The 20017-nt window shown below is 70.2% G+C and carries 17 protein-coding genes and 1 pseudogene; 14 read left to right on the top strand and 4 right to left on the bottom strand.

Going from position 1 to position 20017, the window contains the following annotated elements:
* Both TU30_RS36595 and TU30_RS25705 read left to right on the top strand, forming a co-directional pair.
* Positions 1-1533 (top strand): hypothetical protein (locus TU30_RS36595; RefSeq protein ID WP_234307988.1); only part of this gene is annotated, 1533 nt, incomplete at its 5' end.
* A 75-nt stretch (positions 1534-1608) separates the two neighbouring features.
* Positions 1609-1995: a helix-turn-helix domain-containing protein gene (locus TU30_RS25705; protein ID WP_158719360.1), complete on the top strand. Its 387-nt coding sequence runs from the start codon at positions 1609-1611 to the stop codon at positions 1993-1995.
* 126 nt (positions 1996-2121) lie between these two features.
* On the opposite strand, the gene TU30_RS25700 is transcribed toward TU30_RS25705, so the two are convergent.
* Together TU30_RS25700 and TU30_RS25695 are read right to left on the bottom strand one after the other, a co-directional pair.
* Positions 2122-2568 (bottom strand): helix-turn-helix domain-containing protein, encoded by a 447-nt coding sequence (locus tag TU30_RS25700; RefSeq protein WP_042174146.1) that lies wholly within the window; start codon positions 2566-2568, stop codon positions 2122-2124.
* Between the two features lie 85 nt (positions 2569-2653).
* Complete coding sequence (locus tag TU30_RS25695) at positions 2654-3379, bottom strand: 3'-5' exonuclease (protein WP_042174144.1); 726 nt, start codon at positions 3377-3379, stop codon at positions 2654-2656.
* Positions 3380-3820: 441 nt separating this feature from the next.
* Here TU30_RS25695 and thrS point away from each other — a divergent pair, with 441 nt between their 5' ends.
* Together thrS and TU30_RS25680 are read left to right on the top strand one after the other, a co-directional pair.
* Positions 3821-5797 (top strand): threonine--tRNA ligase, encoded by a 1977-nt coding sequence (gene thrS / locus TU30_RS25685; protein ID WP_042174141.1) that lies wholly within the window; start codon positions 3821-3823, stop codon positions 5795-5797.
* Between the two features lie 151 nt (positions 5798-5948).
* A complete protein-coding gene (locus TU30_RS25680; RefSeq protein ID WP_042174139.1) occupies positions 5949-6497 on the top strand; it encodes an HIT domain-containing protein in 549 nt (182 codons plus the stop codon).
* A 66-nt stretch (positions 6498-6563) separates the two neighbouring features.
* On the opposite strand, the gene TU30_RS25675 is transcribed toward TU30_RS25680, so the two are convergent.
* Both TU30_RS25675 and TU30_RS25670 read right to left on the bottom strand, forming a co-directional pair.
* Positions 6564-8219 (bottom strand): hypothetical protein, encoded by a 1656-nt coding sequence (locus TU30_RS25675; RefSeq protein WP_042174137.1) that lies wholly within the window; start codon positions 8217-8219, stop codon positions 6564-6566.
* Between the two features lie 310 nt (positions 8220-8529).
* The gene (locus TU30_RS25670) at positions 8530-10725 is read right to left on the bottom strand and encodes an elongation factor G-like protein EF-G2 (RefSeq protein ID WP_042174135.1); all 2196 of its coding nucleotides are present in this window, start codon (positions 10723-10725) and stop codon (positions 8530-8532) included.
* Positions 10726-10988: 263 nt separating this feature from the next.
* Here TU30_RS25670 and pgsA point away from each other — a divergent pair.
* From pgsA to ruvB, 10 genes and pseudogenes are all read left to right on the top strand, one after another.
* A pseudogene (gene pgsA / locus TU30_RS25665) lies at positions 10989-11734 on the top strand (phosphatidylinositol phosphate synthase).
* The gene (locus TU30_RS25660) at positions 11731-12663 is read left to right on the top strand and encodes a phosphatidylinositol mannoside acyltransferase (RefSeq protein ID WP_042174130.1); all 933 of its coding nucleotides are present in this window, start codon (positions 11731-11733) and stop codon (positions 12661-12663) included. Before pgsA ends, TU30_RS25660 begins: the two are co-directional and overlap by 4 nt.
* The gene (locus TU30_RS25655) at positions 12660-13823 is read left to right on the top strand and encodes a glycosyltransferase family 4 protein (RefSeq protein ID WP_042174127.1); all 1164 of its coding nucleotides are present in this window, start codon (positions 12660-12662) and stop codon (positions 13821-13823) included. The genes TU30_RS25660 and TU30_RS25655 overlap by 4 nt, the downstream gene beginning before the upstream one ends.
* A gap of 112 nt (positions 13824-13935) precedes the next feature.
* Complete coding sequence (locus TU30_RS25650) at positions 13936-14478, top strand: membrane protein (protein WP_042174125.1); 543 nt, start codon at positions 13936-13938, stop codon at positions 14476-14478.
* Positions 14479-14671: 193 nt separating this feature from the next.
* The gene (gene pdxS, locus TU30_RS25645; RefSeq protein ID WP_042174124.1) at positions 14672-15583 is read left to right on the top strand and encodes a pyridoxal 5'-phosphate synthase lyase subunit PdxS; all 912 of its coding nucleotides are present in this window, start codon (positions 14672-14674) and stop codon (positions 15581-15583) included.
* A 9-nt stretch (positions 15584-15592) separates the two neighbouring features.
* Positions 15593-16198 (top strand): pyridoxal 5'-phosphate synthase glutaminase subunit PdxT, encoded by a 606-nt coding sequence (pdxT, locus tag TU30_RS25640; RefSeq protein ID WP_042174122.1) that lies wholly within the window; start codon positions 15593-15595, stop codon positions 16196-16198.
* Between the two features lie 118 nt (positions 16199-16316).
* Positions 16317-17069 carry a YebC/PmpR family DNA-binding transcriptional regulator gene (locus TU30_RS25635; RefSeq protein ID WP_042174120.1) on the top strand — a complete coding sequence of 251 codons (753 nt, stop codon included), beginning with the start codon at positions 16317-16319 and terminating at the stop codon, positions 17067-17069.
* A 202-nt stretch (positions 17070-17271) separates the two neighbouring features.
* Positions 17272-17910, top strand: coding sequence for a crossover junction endodeoxyribonuclease RuvC (gene ruvC / locus TU30_RS25630; protein ID WP_042174118.1), 639 nt, complete (start codon positions 17272-17274; stop codon positions 17908-17910).
* Positions 17907-18512, top strand: a complete 606-nt coding sequence (ruvA, locus tag TU30_RS25625) for a Holliday junction branch migration protein RuvA (protein ID WP_042174116.1) — start codon at positions 17907-17909, stop codon at positions 18510-18512. The genes ruvC and ruvA overlap by 4 nt, the downstream gene beginning before the upstream one ends.
* Before the next feature lie 276 nt (positions 18513-18788).
* Positions 18789-19859, top strand: coding sequence for a Holliday junction branch migration DNA helicase RuvB (ruvB, locus tag TU30_RS25620; RefSeq protein ID WP_042174114.1), 1071 nt, complete (start codon positions 18789-18791; stop codon positions 19857-19859).
* Positions 19860-20017: the final 158 nt, after the last annotated feature.

Here is a 20017-nt window from a genome sequence, read left to right as displayed (position 1 = left end):
CTAGGGGGCGCTGTAACACATCCTGCGGCACGGGCACGCTGCGCCGATATTGTCTTCACCCTCCGCCTTGCTAATGCTCGCGATGCGGCTGAGAAGGCCGCGAATGCTTATCTTGATTTGGTCGGCGGAGACTTTCGGATGACCGAGCAGAGCCATGCGTTGCTTCGCGCATGGACGCTGGCTCGCTCAGTCAACCTTGTGCCACTAGCGCGGCAAGTAGCTTCCGTCATGTTCGATACAGTGCGGGACGCACTGGCGGGCCAAGACAACCCTCATGTGTTTGTGGAGCTGCTGGATGCGCTGACGGTGCCGCGGAAGAAGAATGCTCAGCCGGTGGATCCAAGGGTAGATGATCTGCTCGACCGGGCGTTGTTGGCGTACGCCGATACGCGTATCGTCGCCCAGGTTGCGAAACTAGTACGCAGGCGTGCCGTGGGCGACGAATCGCGTATTCGGAAGGCTAGTGAGGTTGAGGTAACGGCCTATCTGAACGACGCTGACCGGGCAACCAATGCGATGATTGTCAGGAACCATCTTAGTGAGGCGGCTACGAGGGCGCGCCAGCTAAACGTTCCGGAGCTGGAGAGAGTTGCGGTCGCTCGTCTTCAGTCAGCACCACCCGTGGAATGGAAGATAATAGAGTCTGAGATTAAGATCCCGAACGTCCTGTTCCGCAGCTATCTGCGCCCGTTCGAGCGTGCGGACACATGGCTTGCTGCCTTGGGGTATTGGTTTCATACCGATTCGCCCAGCGGCACGCTCGCGGTTAACGAACGTACGGCACGCGAAGTTTTCAATCAGTCTGTGTTTAGCAGGCTGGCTACGACTGTTATGTTCGGTGACAACGACCTACCGAAGCGGGTTCTTGGCGATGACGATGACGTCTTCCAGCGAGAGCTCATCCGTGTCGAGACCATGAACATCCACTTGCATGGGCTTGTGCTTGCGGATGCTCTTGATCTCATCAGGACGCGTTTTGGTATTCCGTCGTTCGAAGATCTGCACGGGTCACTGGTTGAGTCGGGAGTACACCCGGACTTTGCGCAGGCCCTGGCGAAGGCTTTCATTCTTTACTGGGTGGGCGAGTTTGAAGCCAGCGCCCATCTTGCAGTCCCCAAGGTTGAGGCGGCAGCTCGCGCCCTTCTACTGGAGCTCAACGAGCCCCTGTACCGAACGGCAGTCGGCGACGGGAGCGGTCAATTTCCTGGGTTGGGAGTCCTTCTCGACCCGCTTACAGAGAACGACTTTGATCCGGACTGGAGTCGGTTCCTCGCAACCTTCCTGCTCGGGGAGGGGATGAACGTTCGTAACCTCATCGCCCACGGCTTTATGAAAGAAGTAGGTCGCGAGACGGCAGCCCTTGGTCTACGAGCATTTGCGCTATTGGCCCTGATCACCTCTGCCGATGCCGTAGATCGTGATGAAGCCGCCGTACGAGCAGCCCTAGCCAATCCGCATGGTGCCTCTTCGCGCTCGTGGCGGCAACGAGCTGTAAACGCTGTAAGGGCTGCATGGATCGAGCTTCGTAGGTAACTGATCAGTCTGCGCCCTATCGGAAACGATGCATGGATGGCATTCTGTTGCTTCCTGTGAGGGAAGGGGTGGGGAGTGGCAAGTCGCCAGAATCCCAAGTCGAAGGCGTTTGGGCGCTATGTAGCCAGCAAAGCGGGCGCTCGTGGTTATGTCTTGAGCGGAGACGGCAAGGCCAAACTCGCTGAGGCCGCAGGCATGTCCGAAGCCGACATAACCAAGATCCTTAACGGGGAGTACGAGATACAGCCCGATCCCCTCAAGCCCTTGGCTACAGCCCTGGATGTACCGCAGAAGGAACTGCTCAGGATGGCTGGGGTGTTGGAAGGCAGGGCGACGCTACCCCAGGATCGCCCACTGACTGTGCAGCTCGCCGCCCAGCGGCTCGGCATCAAGTCGCCGAAGAACGTCGAGTTCTTCCAGATTCTCGTGACGGCCCTGCTGGACGCCGAGAAGCGCCACTGACCTGGTGAAGTATCAACGCAGAGGTTAGGATCCAGCTCGAAGCGCCCGGCCTCCCCCCGTGGCCGGGCGCTCTTTGGATGTTGAGGTTCCGTTTTCGCTATCGGGCGAGATGGCTGCCGCTCAGGTTCACCTCTCTCGCCCCTGCGCATCCCGCATCCGGATCCCTCGCTCAACGACCCGTGCTCGCACGGTCCCAGCGTCCACGCCAAGCCGCTCACCGATTCGTGCCAGTGACTGGCCGGCCTGGTAGAGCCGCACTGCTTCGTCGATCTGCTCCACAGATAGCCCACGCATCCGCATCTCGACGCCATGGCGCTTGAGGATTTTGCCGACCCTCTGTCGGCTGATCCCGAACCGCTCGCCAAGCTGGTAGACCGTCGCCCCACCTGCATAGCCCTCGATGATCTGCTGTATCTGCTGTATCTGCTCGTCGCCGAGGTGTGTCGCTCGGGCAGGCTGCCGTCGCGTGGGCTGCTGTCGTACGGGGGCGGATAGGTCGGGTAGCTTACGCAGTAGCGCCTCCAGGGCGCTGACCTGCACCTTTGTGTTGTAGTACGAGCGCCTGAGGTCCACCGGGAAAGCCGGTCCGCCCAGGCGGACCGGCTTCTTCGTGTCCGGAGCCACCGGCCACCGGCGTCACCCGCCCGGCGCGGTTGCCTCACGCCGCCGCCCGCAGGTCCGGGCGCACGGGCCAGGCAGGGTCGACCGCCTCCGGGGTGCCGTTGCGGGCGAACCAGGCCTGAAGGCCACGGGCCTGGCCCGCGTGCCACACCGCCTGCAGGGTGTGCAGCTCACCGGGGGACAGGCACTCCAGGCGGGACGCGAAGCGGCGGCCCACCGCACGGGTGACCTCCAGCGATGCCACCGCGTCCGCCGCCGCGTCGTGCGCGCCCTCCAGTCCGACGCCGTAGTGCGCGCACAGGTCGGTGAGCGTGCGGCGGCCCTTGCGGTAGCGGTCCAGATGCTTGTCGAGGACCCGCGGGTCCAGTACCAGCAGCGGCGTCCGCTCGAACCAGCGGCTCAGCGGCATCGCCCGATGGCGGCGCAGCTCCCGGTCCAGCAGGGTGAGATCGAACGGCGCGTTCATCACCACCAGGGGGCGGCCCGCCCGCGCCTGCCCGGCCAGCTCCTGCGCCACCTCGTACATCACCGGCGCCGGCCAGCGGCCGTGCAACCGGAGGTGATCATCCGTCAGCCCGTGTACCTCCGACGCCGCGGCGGGCACCGGCACCCCCGGATTCACCAGCCAGCGGCTGACCCGCGGCCGGGTGCCCGGGGCGTCCTGCACGACGACGGCGGCCGACACGATCCGGTCGGTCTCCACGTCCACCCCCGTCGTCTCCGTGTCAAAGGCGGCCAGCGGCCCCTCGTACCAGCACGTCATCCCCACCAACCCCTCGCTCACCACCGGCAGTCGGCATCCTGCCGACTGCCCGCTCCGGTGATACCCGGGCCGTTCGCGCCGTACGCCGCAGGGAGAGACCGGAGACCGCCGACACCGACCCCGCCGTCCACGCCCACCCGGCCGGACCGCGGGCGCGGGTCGAGGGGACCGAGCGGGACCGGCCGGTGAAGGAACTCCGGAGGGACGCGGAAACCGCAGCCCGCATCGGCGAGGCCTGCGGCGCCGACGGCGACCGCCTCGACGGGGAGACGGACGGGGAGACGGACGGGGAGAGGGGCGGTGAGGGAGACGGAGGCCGACCGCGGGCGGATACGGCGGCGGGCAATGGTTTCGACCCGCACCGGTTCGGGTCGGTACGATCGCACCCATGCGTGCGCTCAGGTATGGCGCCGCAGCCCAGCCTTCAGTCAGGAGAGACCGGTGTCAGACGTCCGTGTGATCATCCAACGCGATTCCGAGCGGGAAGAACGCGTGGTGACGACGGGCACCACGGCCGCCGAGCTCTTCGCCGGCGAGCGCTCGGTCGTCGCCGCGCGCGTGGCCGGTGAGCTCAAGGACCTCGCCCACGAGGTCGGGGACGGCGACGTCGTCGAAGCCGTCGAGATCTCCTCCCCGGACGGCCTCGACATCCTGCGCCACTCCGCCGCGCACGTCATGGCCCAGGCCGTGCAGGACCTGTTCCCCGAGGCCAAGCTGGGCATCGGCCCGCCGGTCAAGGACGGCTTCTACTACGACTTCGACGTGGAGAAGCCGTTCACGCCCGAGGACCTCAAGGCCATCGAGAAGCGCATGCAGGAGATCCAGAAGCGCGGTCAGCGCTTCTCCCGCCGCGTGGTGACCGACGACGCCGCCCGTGAGGAGCTCTCCGCCGAGCCGTACAAGCTCGAGCTGATCGGCCTCAAGGGATCCGCGTCGCACGACGACGGCGCGGACGTCGAGGTCGGCGCGGGCGAGCTGACGATCTACGACAACCTCGACGCCAAGACCGGCGAGCTGTGCTGGAAGGACCTCTGCCGCGGCCCCCACCTGCCGACCACCCGGAACATCCCGGCGTTCAAGCTGATGCGCAACGCCGCCGCCTACTGGCGCGGCAGCGAGAAGAACCCCATGCTCCAGCGCATCTACGGCACCGCCTGGCCGACCAAGGACGAACTGAAGGCACACCTGGAGTTCCTCGCCGAGGCCGAGAAGCGCGACCACCGCAAGCTCGGCAGCGAGCTCGACCTGTTCTCCGTCCCGGAGCAGATCGGCTCCGGCCTCGCCGTCTTCCACCCCAGGGGCGGCATCATCCGCCGGGTCATGGAGGACTACTCGCGGCGCAAGCACGAGGAGGCCGGTTACGAGTTCGTCTACACCCCGCACGCGACGAAGGGGAAGCTCTTCGAGACCTCGGGCCACCTGGACTGGTACGCCGACGGCATGTACCCGCCCATGCAGCTCGACGAGGGCGTGGACTACTACCTCAAGCCCATGAACTGCCCGATGCACAACCTGATCTTCGACGCGCGCGGCCGGTCGTACCGCGAACTTCCCTTGAGGCTGTTCGAGTTCGGCACGGTCTACCGTTACGAGAAGTCGGGCGTCGTGCACGGTCTGACCCGCGCCCGCGGGTTCACCCAGGACGACGCGCACATCTACTGCACCCGCGAGCAGATGTCCGAGGAGCTCGACAAGACCCTCGCCTTCGTCCTGAACCTGCTGCGCGACTACGGCCTGACCGACTTCTACCTGGAGCTGTCCACCAAGGACCCGGAGAAGTTCGTCGGCAGCGACGAGGTCTGGGAGGAGGCCACCGAGACGCTGCGCCAGGTCGCCGAGAAGCAGGGCCTGGAGCTTGTCGCGGACCCCGGGGGCGCTGCCTTCTACGGCCCGAAGATCTCCGTCCAGACCCGGGACGCGATCGGCCGCACCTGGCAGATGTCGACGATCCAGCTCGACTTCAACCTGCCGGAGCGCTTCGACCTGGAGTACACGGCCGCGGACGGCTCCAAGAACCGCCCGGTCATGATCCACCGCGCGCTGTTCGGCTCGATCGAGCGGTTCTTCGCGGTGCTGCTGGAGCACTACGCGGGGGCCTTCCCGGCGTGGCTGGCGCCGGTGCAGGCGGTGGGTATCCCGGTGGGCGACGCCCACGTGGAGTACCTGGAGAAGTTCACCGCGGACGCGAAGAAGCAGGGCCTGCGGATCGAGGTGGACTCCTCCTCGGACCGCATGCAGAAGAAGATCAGAAACGCCCAGAAGCAGAAGGTGCCGTTCATGGTGATCGTCGGCGACGACGACATGAACGCGGGCACGGTGTCGTTCCGCTATCGCGACGGTTCGCAGAAGAACGGCATTCCCCGCGACGAAGCGATCGCCGAGATCGTTGACGTGGTGGAGCGCCGGGCTCAGGTCTGAGCCGCTGCCCGCCGACGCGGGGAGGGCCCGCCGTGGCCCTTGTCCTCGTGACGTCGGCGCGCGTGCTCCCCGCGCAGGCGGGGATCGACCCCCGGGGGGAGCCCCCGGGGGCCTTTGCCGTACCCCTACGGTGACGCCATATGCTGCACGCATGACGAGTGAGCCGGAGCAGCAGATCGGAGTGGGCACGCAGGACGCGTTCCAGCGTCTGTGGACGCCCCACCGGATGGCGTACATCCAGGGCGAGAACAAGCCGAGCGGCCCCGGGGCCGACGACGGATGCCCCTTCTGCTCGATCCCGGCCAAGTCCGACGAGGACGGGTTGATCATTCGGCGTGGTGAGGACGTGTACGCGGTACTCAACCTCTACCCGTACAACGGCGGCCACCTCATGGTCGTGCCCTATCGCCACGTCGCCGACTACACCGACCTGACGGAAGCGGAGACCACAGAGCTCGCGGAACTCACCAAGCAGGCCATGACGGCGCTGCGCAGCGCCTCCGGGGCCCATGGTTTCAATCTGGGCATGAACCAGGGCGCGGTCGCAGGCGCCGGCATCGCCGCGCACCTGCACCAGCACGTCGTACCCCGCTGGGGCGGCGACACCAACTTCATGCCGGTCGTCGGCCACACCAAGGTACTGCCGCAACTGCTGGGCGACACCCGGAAGATGCTCGCGGAGGCCTGGCCGGCGGCCTGATCCGTCCGTACGGCAACGGGCGAGGGAGCGGCCCGGACGACCGCCCCCCCGCCCCTCGCCGGAGGCCTACGCGTCGTACACGTCGGCCTTCTTGGGCGCCGCGTCCTGGACCGCCCCGCTGAGGGACGAGGACCGGGCACCGAACTTCTCCGTGTCCACGCCGTTCTCCTTCAGCACCTTGATCGCCGCCGAGTGCACCGCCCGCAGGACCGGCGTGGCCGCGCGCAGCGCGTCGTCGGCCATGAAACGGTGCCGCCACGGCTTGTCCGCCCAGGCGTGCCGCAGACCGAAGGGCTCGGGCAGCGAGAGCTTGCCGCCCAGCCAGTAGAGCAGCGGCGGATACCAGGTCAGCGGCGCGCGGGCGGCCAGACGCACCACCTCGTCGGTGTCGACCAGCGGGAGCTTCACCGTCCGGGTCTCCCAGAACCTGACCGATTTCTGGACCGACTTCTCCTTGGCCGCCGGCTTGCTGGTGAACAGGGGGTGCACCGGGCCCAGCGCATGACCGGTGACCTCGATGCGCAGCGTCTCGTGCAGCACCGTCACCGTGATCAGCATGGTGAGGACCAACTGACCGTCCCACAGCGTCCACTGCACGCCCAGGTAGTGCCGGTCGCCCGCGCCGAACTGCTGGTTGTTGCAGATCTCCTGTATGGCGTGCGACTTGATCTGGTACGCCTCGACGTCGGTGCCGTCGGGCCGGGACACCGCTCCCGCGTTCTCCCCGATGGGGGTGACGATCCAGTGCCGTACCGTCGGCTTGGGAAAGCCCCCGGTGTGCAGCGGGCCGCGCTCCAGCATGCGCAGCCGGTCGTGAACGGCCCTGATGACGTCCCAGCTGCGGAACGGGTTGATCTCCCGGTCCGGGTCGATCGGGATCAGTTCCTCGGCGAGCTGCCAGCTGCCCCAGCGCGTGCCCATGCCGAGTATCCCCTTGGGGCCGGCGTAGAACACGGAGTTGGACTGCTGCTCGGCGCTGAGCCGGGCCAGCGACTGACGCAACTGCTCGGCGGCCGTCTCGCCGGGGCTGCTCGGTACCGCCTCGGGCACCTTGGCGCCCACACTGCCGCCGGAGAGCAGGCTGCTCCAGCGCTCCCTGAGGTCGTGTGCCGTGCGCTCGCAGATCCGCTTGGCCCAGAACCAGCCGATCACCGGGGCGACGACACAGGCGCGCGCGTACCAGCCCCAGAATCCGTCGAAGGGCATCCGGAGCAGGAAGAGCGCGGCGAGGAGCCCCATCGCGACCAGCAGGACGGTGGCGAGCGCGCCGGCCCGCTTGTCCTCGCGCCTGGCGATGGTGGTACGGATCTGGAAGACCAGCAGCCAGACCAGCAGTCCGGGCAGGAACAGCAGGCCGCACAGCACCATCACGGCGCTCAGCCAGTTGTCCCGCTCCCTGCGGATGCGGTGGGCCGCGAGGCTGTGCTCCACCACCACCTGCGGCTGGGTGCCGAAGGACTGGATGAGCGGTGCCCGCCCGGAACCCAGCATCCGGTCGATGATCGCCCGGGAGAACGCCTCGCCCAGGTTCGGCCGGAACAGCGCGATCCGGGGTTTGCCGACGGACGACTTGTGCCACTCGCTGTTGGCCTTGAGTATCTCGTCGGCCTCGTTGTCCCGGTAGGCGGCCGAGGCCAGCGCGAACGTCGGGGTCTGCCCCTCGCCGCCGGTGCTCGGCACCTGCGGACCGAAGAATTCCGCGTAACCGCCTTCAACGGTCATTCCCGCCCCCGATCGCCGCGACTGTCGTCTTGCGGCCTTCCCGACTTCCTTGCCGCGCACACCTGTTGAACTGGTCTTCAGGGTATCCGCAGCCACCGGCGTCCGTCGGTGGACTGCCGAAAGCCGCCCGCCGGTACGAAGCGCGGCCTCTTCGGGGGCGCATTCCGCGGCTGCCGGGTGCGTGTCCGGGCGCGGTGGTGCGCGGGCGCCCGCGGGGCTGCCGGAGCCGGCCGGCGAGCGGCCGGTGCCCCCTCCGGGGCGTGGGGAGGCGCCGTCCGCTCGCCGGCCGGCTGCCGTCCGCAGTGCGTGGTCAGGCGCTGAGAGCCCCCTCCCGGACCCGCTCGGCGACCTGCGCCGGCATCGGCTCGTGCCGCACGTACCGGCGGCTGAAGTGCGCGGTGCCGTGCGAGAGCGACCGCAGGTCGACGCCGTACCGGCCGATCTCGATCTCCGGGACCTCCGCCCGGACGAGGGTGCGGCCACCCGGCGACTGCTCGGTGCCGAGTACCCGGCCGCGCCGGCCGGACAGATCACTCATCACCGGGCCCACGTAGTCGTCACCGACCAGCACGCTCACCTCGGCCACCGGCTCCAGGAGATGGATCCGCGCGTCCGCGGCCGCCTCCCGCAGCGCCAGCGCGCCGGCCGTCTGGAAGGCCGCGTCGGAGGAGTCCACCGAGTGGGCCTTGCCGTCCCGCAGCGTCACCCGTACGTCGGTCAGCGGGTGACCGGCCGCGACTCCTCTGGCGGCCTGCGCCCGTACGCCCTTCTCGACGGACGGGATGAACTGCCGCGGCACCGCGCCGCCGACGACCTTGTCCACGAACTCGACGCCCGAACCGCCCGGGAGCGGCTCCACGTCGATCTCACAGATGGCGAACTGCCCGTGCCCGCCGGACTGCTTGACGTGCCGTCCGCGCCCCGAGGCCCTGGAGCCGAACGTCTCGCGCAGCGGCACCCGGTGGGCCACGACGTCCACCTGGACGCCGTACCGGCCGCGCAGCCGCTCCAGGGCCACGTCCGCGTGGGCCTCGCCCAGGCACCACAGGACCACCTGGTGGGTGTCCTGGTTGTGCTCCAGTCGCATCGTGGGGTCCTCCGCGACGAGGCGGGCCAGCCCCTGCGAGAGCTTGTCCTCGTCCGGCTTGCTGTGCGCCCGGATGGCCAGGGGCAGCAACGGGTCGGGCATCTCCCAGGGTTCCACCAGGAGGGGGTCGTCCGTGGCGGACAGGGTGTCCCCGGTCTCCGCGCGGCCCAGCTTCGCCACGCACGCGAGATCGCCCGCGATGACGTGGGACACCGGGCGCTGCTGCTTGCCGAACGGTGTGGACAGGGCACCGATCCGTTCGTCGACGTCGTGGTCCTCGTGGCCCCGGTCGGCCAGTCCGTGTCCCGAGACGTGCACCGTCTGGTCGGCGCGCAGGGTGCCGGAGAACAGCCGGACCAGCGAGAGCCGCCCGACGTACGGGTCGGACGAGGTCTTGACGACCTCGGCGACCAGCGGGGCGTCGGGGTCGCACGGCTTCAGCTCGCGCGGTGCGCCGTCGACCGTGGTCACCCGCGGTGTGCCGTGTTCCGGCGGGGTCGGGAAACCGCCGGTGATCAGCCCGAGCAGTTCGACCGTGCCGAGACCCTGGCCGCCGCCCCCGGCCGCGGGGGCGGCGGCCAGGACGGGGAAGAACACGCCGCGCGCGACGGCCTTCTCCAGGTCCTCGACCAGGGTCCTGACGTCGCACGGCTCGCCGCCGAGGTAGCGGTCCATGAGGGTCTCGTCCTCGCTCTCCGCGATGATCCCCTCGATCAGCCGGTTGCGGGCCTCCTCGATCAGCGGCAGCCGGTCCGGGTCGGGCTCGTGCTCCTCGCGTTCGCCGGAGGAGTAGTCGAACAGTTTCTGCGTCAGCAGCCCGATCAGGCCTGTCACGGGCGCGTGCCCGTCGGGCCCCTCCGGGCCGTGCAGCGGCAGGTACAGCGGCAGCACGGCGTCGGGGTCGTCCCCGCCGAAGGTCTGCGCGCACACGCGCGTCATCTCGGTGAAGTCCGCGCGGGCCGCCTCCAGGTGCGTGACGACGATGGCCCGCGGCATGCCGACGGCCGCGCACTCGTCCCACACCATGCGGGTCGAGCCGTCCACCCCGTCGGAGGCCGAGACGACGAAGAGGGCCGCGTCCGCCGCTCGCAGACCGGCCCTGAGTTCACCGACGAAGTCGGCGTATCCGGGAGTGTCCAACAGATTGATCTTGATGCCGTCCCATTCGAGGGGCACCAGGGAGAGCTGCACCGAGCGCTGCTGCCGGTGCTCGATGTCGTCGTAGTCGGAGACGGTGCCGCCGTCCTCCACCCGGCCCGCCCGGTTCACCGCTCCCGCGGTCAGTGCGAGAGCCTCCACCAAGGTCGTCTTGCCCGATCCGGAGTGGCCGACCAGCACCACATTGCGTACGGACGTGGGGTGGTCGGCCGCCTGTGCCCTTCCGGCGGCTCCGGGGTGTGTGTGCGCCTTGTCGCCCATGGTCCTGCCTCCCGTGCACGGTGAGGTCACTGTGGGCGCGGACTCGCGGAATCCTCCCCGGGGTCCGGCCCGGGGCACCCCGAGCGGTGACGGCTCCGGCGACGCCCGCGGTCCTTCGAGCTTTCCACTCCCGTCACGGTGCGTCCATACGAAGGACGGGCTCTCCCTCCCGGCGCCGCCCCGGGACGGGGATCCGCGCGCCGGCCGTCCCCCGTGCCGGATCCCCGGGTACCCGGCGCCGGTCGTGCGCGCGCGTGACTACGATGGGCCAGCCGGTGGCCAGTGGGGCCACGCGGCCACACCGACCGTCGGGAAGGCCATGCTGAACAAGTACGCGCGTGCATTCTTCACGCGTGTCCTCACACCGTTCGCCGCGTTTCTCATCCGGCGGGGGGTCAGCCCGGACACGGTCACGCTCATCGGCACCGCCGGTGTGGTCGCGGGCGCGCTGGTCTTCTACCCCATGGGCGAGTTCTTCTGGGGCACGGTCGTCATCACGCTGTTCGTGTTCTCCGACCTCGTCGACGGCAACATGGCCCGCCAGCTGGGCCGCTCCAGCCGCTGGGGTGCCTTCCTCGACTCCACCCTCGACCGGGTCGCCGACGGGGCCGTCTTCGGCGGCTTCGCCCTGTGGTACGCGGGCGGCGGCGACGACCTCGTCCTGTGTGCCGTGTCGATCTTCTGCCTGGCCAGCGGCCAGGTGGTGTCGTACACCAAGGCGCGCGGCGAGTCGATCGGACTGCCGGTGGCCGTGAACGGGCTGATCGAGCGGGCCGAGCGGCTCGTCGTCTCCCTGGTCGCGGCCGGCCTGGCGGGCCTGCACGCGTTCGGTGTGCCCGGCATCCAGTACCTGCTGCCGGTCGCCCTGTGGATCGTCGCCGTCGGCAGCCTGATCACGCTGATCCAGCGGGTCGTCACGGTGCGCCGGGAGTCCGCCGAGGCGGAGGCCGCCCAGGGACAGGAGGCCGCAGGAGAGCAGGAGGCCCGCGGGAGCGGGGCCGCGAAGTGAGCGTGCAGGACCGCCTGAGCGACGCCCTGTACGGCGCCGGCTGGGCCACCGTCAAGAAGCTGCCCGAACCCGTCGCCGTGCGGCTCGGCCGGACCATCGCCGACATCGCCTGGAAGCGGCGCGGCCAGGGCGTGCTGCGGCTGGAGAGCAACTACGCGCGCGTGGTGCCGGGCGCGAGCCCCGAGCGGCTCGCCGAACTGTCCCGCGCGGGCATGCGTTCGTACCTGAGGTACTGGATGGAGTCCTTCCGGCTGCCCGCCTGGAGCCCGGAGCGCATCGCGAACGGCATCGACATCAAGGACATCCACCATGTGACCGACGGCATGGCGGCCGGCAAGGGCGTCGTCCTCGCGCTGCCGCACCTCGCCAACTGGGATCTCGCCGGAGCCTGGGCCACCACCGGGCTCGGCATCCCGTTCACCACCGTCGCCGAGCGCCTGAAGCCGGAGACGCTGTACGACCGGTTCGTCGCCTACCGCGAGGGCCTCGGCATGGAGGTGCTCCCGCACAGCGGCGGCAGCGCGTTCGGCACGCTGGCCCGGCGGCTGCGCGACGGGGGACTGGTCTGCCTGGTCGCCGACCGCGATCTGTCGGCCTCCGGCGTGGAGGTCGAGTTCTTCGGCGAGACCGCGCGGATGCCGGGCGGCCCCGCCCTGCTCGCCCAGCACACAGGGGCGCTGCTGCTGCCGGCGACGTTCTGGTACGACGACTCGCCCGTGATGCGGGGCCGGGTCCATCCGGCGGTCCCGGTTCCGACGTCAGGTACGCGGGCCGAGAAGACGTCCGTCATGACACAGGCGCTGGCCGACGCCTTCGCCACGGGCATCGCCGACCACCCGGAGGACTGGCACATGCTGCAGCGCTTGTGGCTCAAGGATCTCGATCCCGCGCGGGACCCCGACGAGGACGCCCGGAAGGGGACCCCGTGAGGATCGGCATCGTCTGCCCGTACTCCTGGGACGTGCCGGGCGGCGTCCAGTTCCACATCCGGGACCTGGCCGAGTACTTCATCCGCCAGGGTCACGAGGTGTCCGTCCTCGCCCCGGCCGACGACGACACCCCGCTGCCGCCGTACGTCGTCTCGGCCGGCCGCGCGGTGCCGGTGCCGTACAACGGCTCGGTGGCCCGGCTCAACTTCGGCTTCCTGTCGGCGGCCCGGGTGCGGCGCTGGCTGCACGAGGGCGCCTTCGACGTGATCCACATCCACGAGCCGACCTCTCCCTCGCTCGGCCTGCTGGCCTGCTGGGCGGCCCGGGGGCCCATCGTCGCGACCTTCCACACGTCCAACCCGCGCTCCAGGGCCATGGTCGCCGCCTACTCCATCCTGCAGGCGGCACTGGAGAAGATCAGCGCGCGGATCGCGGTGAGCGAGTACGCCCGACGCACGCTCGTCGAACACCTCGGCGGCGACGCCGTGGTGATCCCGAACGGAGTGGACGTCGACTTCTTCGCCCGCGCCGAGCCCGAGCCGAACTGGCAGGGCGACACGATCGGCTTCATCGGCCGCATCGACGAGCCCCGCAAGGGCCTGCCGGTGCTGATGCGCGCCCTGCCGAAGATCCTCGCCGTCCGCCCGCGGACACGGCTGCTGGTCGCGGGACGCGGCGACGAGAAGGAGGCGGTGCGCACCCTGCCCGCCGAACTCCGTTCCCGGGTCGAGTTCCTCGGCATGGTCAGCGACGAGGACAAGGCCCGCTTCCTGCGCAGCGTCGACCTGTACGTGGCACCCAACACCGGCGGCGAGAGCTTCGGCATCATCCTGGTCGAGGCGATGTCCGCGGGCGCGCCGGTGCTCGCCTCCGACCTGGACGCCTTCGCCCAGGTCCTCGACCGGGGCGCAGCCGGCGAACTGTTCCCCAACGAGGACGCCGACGCGCTCGCCGAGGCCGCGGTACGCCTCCTGGGGGACCCGGAACGGCGCGCGAAGCTGCGCGAGCGGGGCAGCGCCCACGTCCGCCGTTTCGACTGGTCGACCGTCGGCGCGGACATCATGTCCGTCTACGAGACGGTGACCGCCGGAGCCGCGGCGGTGGCGGCCGACGAGCGGACGACGGGGCTGTGGGCGCGCTTCGGCCCGGCGCGGGAGTGACGGCGCAGTCCGCGGCGACGGCGGCTTCGGCGAGCGGTCCTCCACCGGCACCGTCGTCCACGCCCGGGGACCCGGCGAACCCCGGCGGTGCACCCCGGTAGCCTTGCCGCCCGTGACCGCAACCCTGATCTGGATCCTTGTCGCCCTCGTCGTGATCGGCCTCTACCTGAGCTGGACGGCGGGGCGGCTGGACCGGCTGCACGCCCGGATCGACGCCGCCCGTGCCGCCCTGGACGCGCAGTTGCTGCGCCGTGCCTCCGTGGCCCAGGAACTGGCCACCTCGGGGGTGCTCGACCCCGCCGCCTCGATCGTGCTCTACGAGGCCGCGCACGCCGCGCGGCAGGCGGTGGAGGAGCAGCGGGAGGTCGCCGAGAGCGAACTGACCCAGGCGCTGCGGGCCGTCTTCGCCGAGTCGCAGCAGGTGGACGCGGTCAGGGAAGCGCCCGGGGGAGAGGAAGCGGCCCTGGAACTCGCCGAGGCGGTCCGCAGAGTGCCCATGGCCCGCCGCTTCCACAACGACGCCGTACGGGCCGCGCGCGCCCTGCGCCGACACCGCAAGGTGCGCTGGTTCCGGCTGGCGGGCCACGCGCCGTTCCCCATGGCGTTCGAAATGGACGACGAACCCCCGGCCGCCCTGATCGAACGTGCGGCCTGACCGGCAGCACTCACCGGAGGCACCTACCGGAGGCACCTACCGGAGGCACTCACCGGGGCCCGCACCGGCCGCCGGGCCGGGAGCTCGGCCCAGAACGATCCACCGCCCCTGCATTGGCTCTTGCTGTGGACTGGCCCGTTCACGTTTCCTCAGTGCTGCAGAAACCCCCTCTTCGCCATCAGTGAGGTCACTCGTGTCCAGCACGCTCTCCGAAAACCAGGGTCCCGAGACCGGCACCGCCCGTGTGAAGCGCGGCATGGCCGAGCAGCTCAAGGGCGGCGTGATCATGGACGTCGTCACGCCGGAGCAGGCCAGGATCGCCGAGGACGCGGGTGCCGTCGCCGTCATGGCCCTGGAGCGCGTCCCCGCCGACATCCGCAAGGACGGCGGTGTGGCCCGTATGTCCGATCCGGACATGATCGAGGGCATCGTCGAGGCCGTCTCCATCCCGGTCATGGCCAAGTCCCGAATCGGCCACTTCGTCGAGGCACAGGTGCTGCAGTCGCTCGGCGTCGACTACATCGACGAGTCCGAGGTCCTCACCCCGGCCGACGAGGTCAACCACTCCGACAAGTGGTCGTTCACCACTCCCTTCGTCTGCGGTGCCACCAACCTCGGCGAGGCCCTGCGCCGCATCGCCGAGGGCGCCGCGATGATCCGCTCCAAGGGTGAGGCCGGCACCGGCAACGTCGTCGAGGCGGTCCGCCACCTGCGTCAGATCAAGAACGGGATCGCCCGGCTGCGCGGCTTCGACAACCACGAGCTGTACGCCGCCGCCAAGGAGCTGCGCGCCCCCTACGAGCTGGTCAAGGAGGTCGCCGAACTGGGCAAGCTGCCGGTCGTGCTGTTCTCCGCCGGCGGTGTCGCCACCCCCGCCGACGCCGCTCTGATGCGTCAGCTCGGGGCCGAGGGTGTCTTCGTCGGCTCCGGCATCTTCAAGTCGGGCGACCCGGCCAAGCGGGCGGCCGCCATCGTCAGGGCGACCACCTTCTTCGACGACCCCAAGGTGATCGCGGAGGCGTCCCGCAACCTCGGCGAGGCCATGGTCGGCATCAACTGCGACACCCTCCCCGAGGCCGAGCGCTACGCCAACCGCGGCTGGTAGGCCCGGGGCATGAGCGACAGCGTCATCGGTGTCCTGGCCCTCCAGGGCGACGTACGGGAGCACCTCGTCGCCCTGGCCGCGGCCGGCGCCGTCGCCAGGCCGGTGCGGCGCCCGGAGGAACTCGCGGAGGTCGACGGCCTGGTCCTTCCCGGCGGCGAGTCCACCACCATCTCCAAGCTTGCCGTCCTGTTCGGCCTGATGGGGCCTCTGCGCGCACGTGTGCGCGGCGGCATGCCGGTCTACGGAACGTGCGCCGGGATGATCCTGCTCGCCGACAAGATCCTCGACCCGCGCTCCGGTCAGGAGACCGTGGGCGGCGTCGACATGATCGTGCGCCGCAACGCGTTCGGGCGGCAGAACGAGTCGTTCGAGGCGGCGGTCGACGTCCGGGGCATCGCGGGCGGCCCCGTGCACGGGGTCTTCATCCGCGCTCCCTGGGTCGAGTCCGTCGGCGCCGGCGCGGAGGTGATCGCCGAGCACGACGGTCACATCGTCGCCGTCCGCCAGGGCAACGCGCTGGCCACGTCGTTCCACCCGGAACTGACAGGCGACCACCGGGTGCACGGTCTGTTCGTCGACATGGTGCGCGGACACGGGGCGGCCGGCTCCCCGTAGCGCGCGGTCCGACGTCGTCCACCCGCCCCGGCGGGCGGACGACGGGAAATGTCGGACCGGGCCCTTGTAGGATTCCTGCGTTCGTTGCAGAGATGGGTTACGCGAAGGAGACAGGCAGATGTCCGGCCACTCTAAATGGGCCACGACGAAGCACAAGAAGGCCGTGATCGACGCCAAGCGCGGCAAACTCTTCGCGAAGCTGATCAAGAACATCGAGGTCGCCGCGCGGATGGGCGGTGTCGATCTGGAGGGCAACCCGACCCTCTACGACGCCGTCCAGAAGGCCAAGAAGCAGTCGGTGCCGAACAAGAACATCGACTCCGCCATCAAGCGCGGCGGCGGTCTCGAGGCCGGTGGCGCCGACTACGAGACGATCATGTACGAGGGCTACGGTCCGAACGGCGTCGCGGTGCTCATCGAGTGCCTCACCGACAACCGCAACCGCGCGGCCTCCGACGTGCGCGTCGCGATGACCCGCAACGGCGGCTCGATGGCCGACCCGGGCTCGGTGTCGTACCTGTTCAACCGCAAGGGTGTCGTCATCGTTCCCAAGGGCGAGCTGACCGAGGACGACGTCCTGGCCGCCGTCCTGGACGCGGGCGCCGAGGAGGTCAACGACCTCGGCGAGTCCTTCGAGGTGCTCAGCGAGGCCACCGACCTGGTCGAGGTCCGCACCGCTCTGCAGGACGCCGGGATCGACTACGACTCCGCCGAGGCCAACTTCGTCCCGACCATGCAGGTCGAGCTGGACGAGGAGGGCGCCAAGAAGATCTTCAAGCTCATCGACGTACTGGAGGACAGCGACGACGTGCAGAACGTCTTCGCCAACTTCGACGTGAGCGACGAGGTCATGGAGAAGGTCGAGGCGTAGCACCGCCGCGTGCACGAGGATGCCGACGGGCCGGTGGGGACACGTCCCCACCGGCCCGCCGCTCCTGTCAGTGGCAGCCGTTAGCCTGGCACACGCCAAGGATCACCGTCCGCCGGACCGCAACCATCGATTGAGGAACCCCGACGGCGATCAACCAGGTCCGCGAGAGCGGCGGCGGGGCAGCCGCGAAAAGGGGTGCAGGGTGCGCGTGCTGGGGGTGGACCCGGGACTGACGAGATGCGGTGTCGGGGTGGTCGAAGGGGTCGCCGGGCGGCCGTTGACCATGCTCGGCGTGGGTGTCGTGCGCACGTCCGCCGACGCCGACCTCGGGCACCGTCTCGTCGCCGTCGAACAGGGCCTCGAGCGGTGGCTGGACGAACACCGGCCGGAGTTCGTCGCCGTCGAGCGCGTCTTCAGCCAGCACAACGTCCGTACGGTGATGGGCACCGCCCAGGCGAGCGCCGTCGCCCTGCTGTGCGCCTCCCGCCGCGGGATCCCGGTCGCCCTGTACACCCCGAGCGAGGTCAAGGCGGCCGTGACCGGTTCCGGGCGTGCGGACAAGGCCCAGGTCGGTGCGATGGTCACCCGCCTGCTGCGGCTCGACGCGCCTCCGAAGCCCGCCGACGCGGCCGACGCCCTCGCCCTCGCCATCTGCCACATCTGGCGGGCCCCCGCGCAGAACCGGCTCCAGCAGGCCGCCGCCCTGCACGCCTCGCGCACCGCCCCGCGCACGCCTGCCGCGCGCACGGCCGCATCGAGGGCGTCCGGCCCGAGAACATCCACAGCACCGCACCCGTCACCCAGCCCATCGCCCGACCCATTGAAGGGGCGCACCGCATGATCGCCTTCGTCAGCGGCACCGTCGCCGCACTCGCACCCGACGTCGCGGTCGTCGAGGTCGGCGGTGTCGGCATGGCCGTCCAGTGCACGCCGAACACGCTCTCCACGCTGCGCGTCGGCCAGACGGCCCGGCTCGCCACCTCCCTCGTCGTGCGCGAGGACTCGCTCACCCTCTACGGCTTCGCGGACGACGACGAGCGGCAGACCTTCGTCCTGCTGCAGACCGCCAGCGGTGTCGGCCCCCGCCTCGCCCAGGCCATGCTGGCCGTGCACCCCCCGGACGCGCTGCGCCGGGCCGTCGCGACCGCCGACGAGAAGGCGCTCACCGCCGTCCCCGGCATCGGCAAGAAGGGTGCCCAGAAGCTGCTTCTGGAGCTGAAGGACCGCCTCGGCGCGCCGGCGGGCGCGGCGGACGCGGCGAGCCCCGCCGCCGCGGGCTGGCGCGACCAGCTGCACGCCGCCCTGATCGGCCTCGGCTACGCGACGCGCGAGGCCGAGGAAGCGGTCGCCGCCGTCACCCCCCAGGCCGAGGCGGCCGAGGGCACACCCCAGGTGGGCGCGCTGCTGCGGGCGGCCCTGCAGACCCTGAACCGCGCCCGCTAGGGGATGTCTGAACACATGAGCGCGGGAGAAGGAGCGGCGCCCGGCACGTGCGATCGCAAGGCGCCGGGGCGTCCTCGACGGGGGTCCCCCCGCTCGGGCGAAGCCGAGAGCGGGGGGAGGAGCCACGGGGGCGTTTCGGCGACGCGGCGAGCGTGCGTGCCGGGCGTCGTGACGCCGCGGGCATGTGTCAGACACCCCCTGGCCCCCGCTGCCCCCGCAAGCTCCGTATCCCCATCCCTCGTACCGCCCGCCGCCCCGCCCGGCTAGGAGACTTCAGTGAACTGGGACGACACGACCGACCCCACGGCCGCCGAGCGGCTGGTGGGATCCGTCGCCGACGGGGAGGACCAGGCCGTCGAGGCCGCCCTGCGGCCCAAGGACCTGGACGAGTTCATCGGCCAGGAGAAGGTCCGTGAGCAGCTCGACCTCGTGCTGCGCGCCGCACGCGCGCGCGGCGCCACCGCCGACCACGTGCTGCTCTCCGGCGCCCCCGGCCTCGGCAAGACCACCCTCTCCATGATCATCGCGGCCGAGATGGAAGCCCCCCTCCGCATCACCTCGGGACCGGCCATCCAGCACGCCGGCGACCTCGCCGCGATCCTGTCCTCCCTCCAGGAGGGCGAGGTCCTCTTCCTCGACGAGATCCACCGCATGTCCCGGCCCGCCGAGGAGATGCTCTACATGGCGATGGAGGACTTCCGCGTCGACGTCATCGTCGGCAAGGGCCCCGGCGCCACCGCCATCCCCCTCGAACTGCCGCCCTTCACCCTGGTCGGCGCCACCACCCGGGCGGGCCTGCTGCCGCCCCCGCTGCGTGACCGCTTCGGCTTCACCGCGCACATGGAGTTCTACGAGCCCACCGAGCTGGAGCGGGTCGTCCACCGCTCGGCGAGCCTCCTGGACGTGGGGATGGAGGACGACGGCGCCGCCGAGATCGCCGGCCGGTCGCGCGGCACGCCCCGCATCGCCAACCGCCTGCTGCGCCGCGTGCGCGACTACGCGCAGGTCAAGGCCGACGGGCGGATCACCAGGGAGATCGCCGAGGCGGCCCTCGCGGTCTACGAGGTCGACGCCCGCGGCCTCGACCGGCTCGACCGGGCGGTGCTGGAGGCCCTGCTCAAGCTGTTCGGCGGCGGCCCCGTCGGCCTGTCCACGCTCGCCGTCGCGGTGGGGGAGGAACGGGAGACCGTCGAGGAGGTCGCCGAACCCTTCCTCGTACGGGAGGGGCTGCTCGCCCGTACCCCGCGCGGCCGGGTCGCCACGCCGGCTGCCTGGGCGCATCTCGGCCTTGCCCCGCCCGGCTCCCGGGCCGCCGGAAACGGACAACGGGACCTGTTCGGGGCGTGAGGCGGACGGCACTGGCCACGCCAGGAACCCCGGTGCCATGCTGAGCGTTGTTCCCTGCGCGCCAACTCGCCTAGACTCCGCCGGTGCCACCCTTGTCGGCGGCATCACATACCCCCAACCATCAGGCCGTTCACCATCGCGGTCGTGTGAAGGAAGTC

The organism is Streptomyces sp. NBRC 110035 (assembly GCF_000829695.1).
GTDB lineage: Bacteria > Actinomycetota > Actinomycetes > Streptomycetales > Streptomycetaceae > Streptomyces.
The sequence above is the reverse complement of the archived record's forward strand: the minus strand, read 5'-3'. Positions and strand labels throughout refer to the sequence as shown.

Coding starts and splice junctions, on each gene's coding strand:
- TU30_RS25695 (WP_042174144.1), bottom strand. CDS start 3,379: ATGACGTGCTGGTACGAGGGGCCGCTGGCCGCCTTTGACACGGAGACG.
- TU30_RS25680 (WP_042174139.1), top strand. CDS start 5,949: ATGACGAGTGAGCCGGAGCAGCAGATCGGAGTGGGCACGCAGGACGCG.
- TU30_RS25675 (WP_042174137.1), bottom strand. CDS start 8,219: ATGACCGTTGAAGGCGGTTACGCGGAATTCTTCGGTCCGCAGGTGCCG.
- TU30_RS25670 (WP_042174135.1), bottom strand. CDS start 10,725: ATGGGCGACAAGGCGCACACACACCCCGGAGCCGCCGGAAGGGCACAG.
- pdxT (WP_042174122.1), top strand. CDS start 15,593: ATGAGCGACAGCGTCATCGGTGTCCTGGCCCTCCAGGGCGACGTACGG.
- TU30_RS25635 (WP_042174120.1), top strand. CDS start 16,317: ATGTCCGGCCACTCTAAATGGGCCACGACGAAGCACAAGAAGGCCGTG.
- ruvA (WP_042174116.1), top strand. CDS start 17,907: ATGATCGCCTTCGTCAGCGGCACCGTCGCCGCACTCGCACCCGACGTC.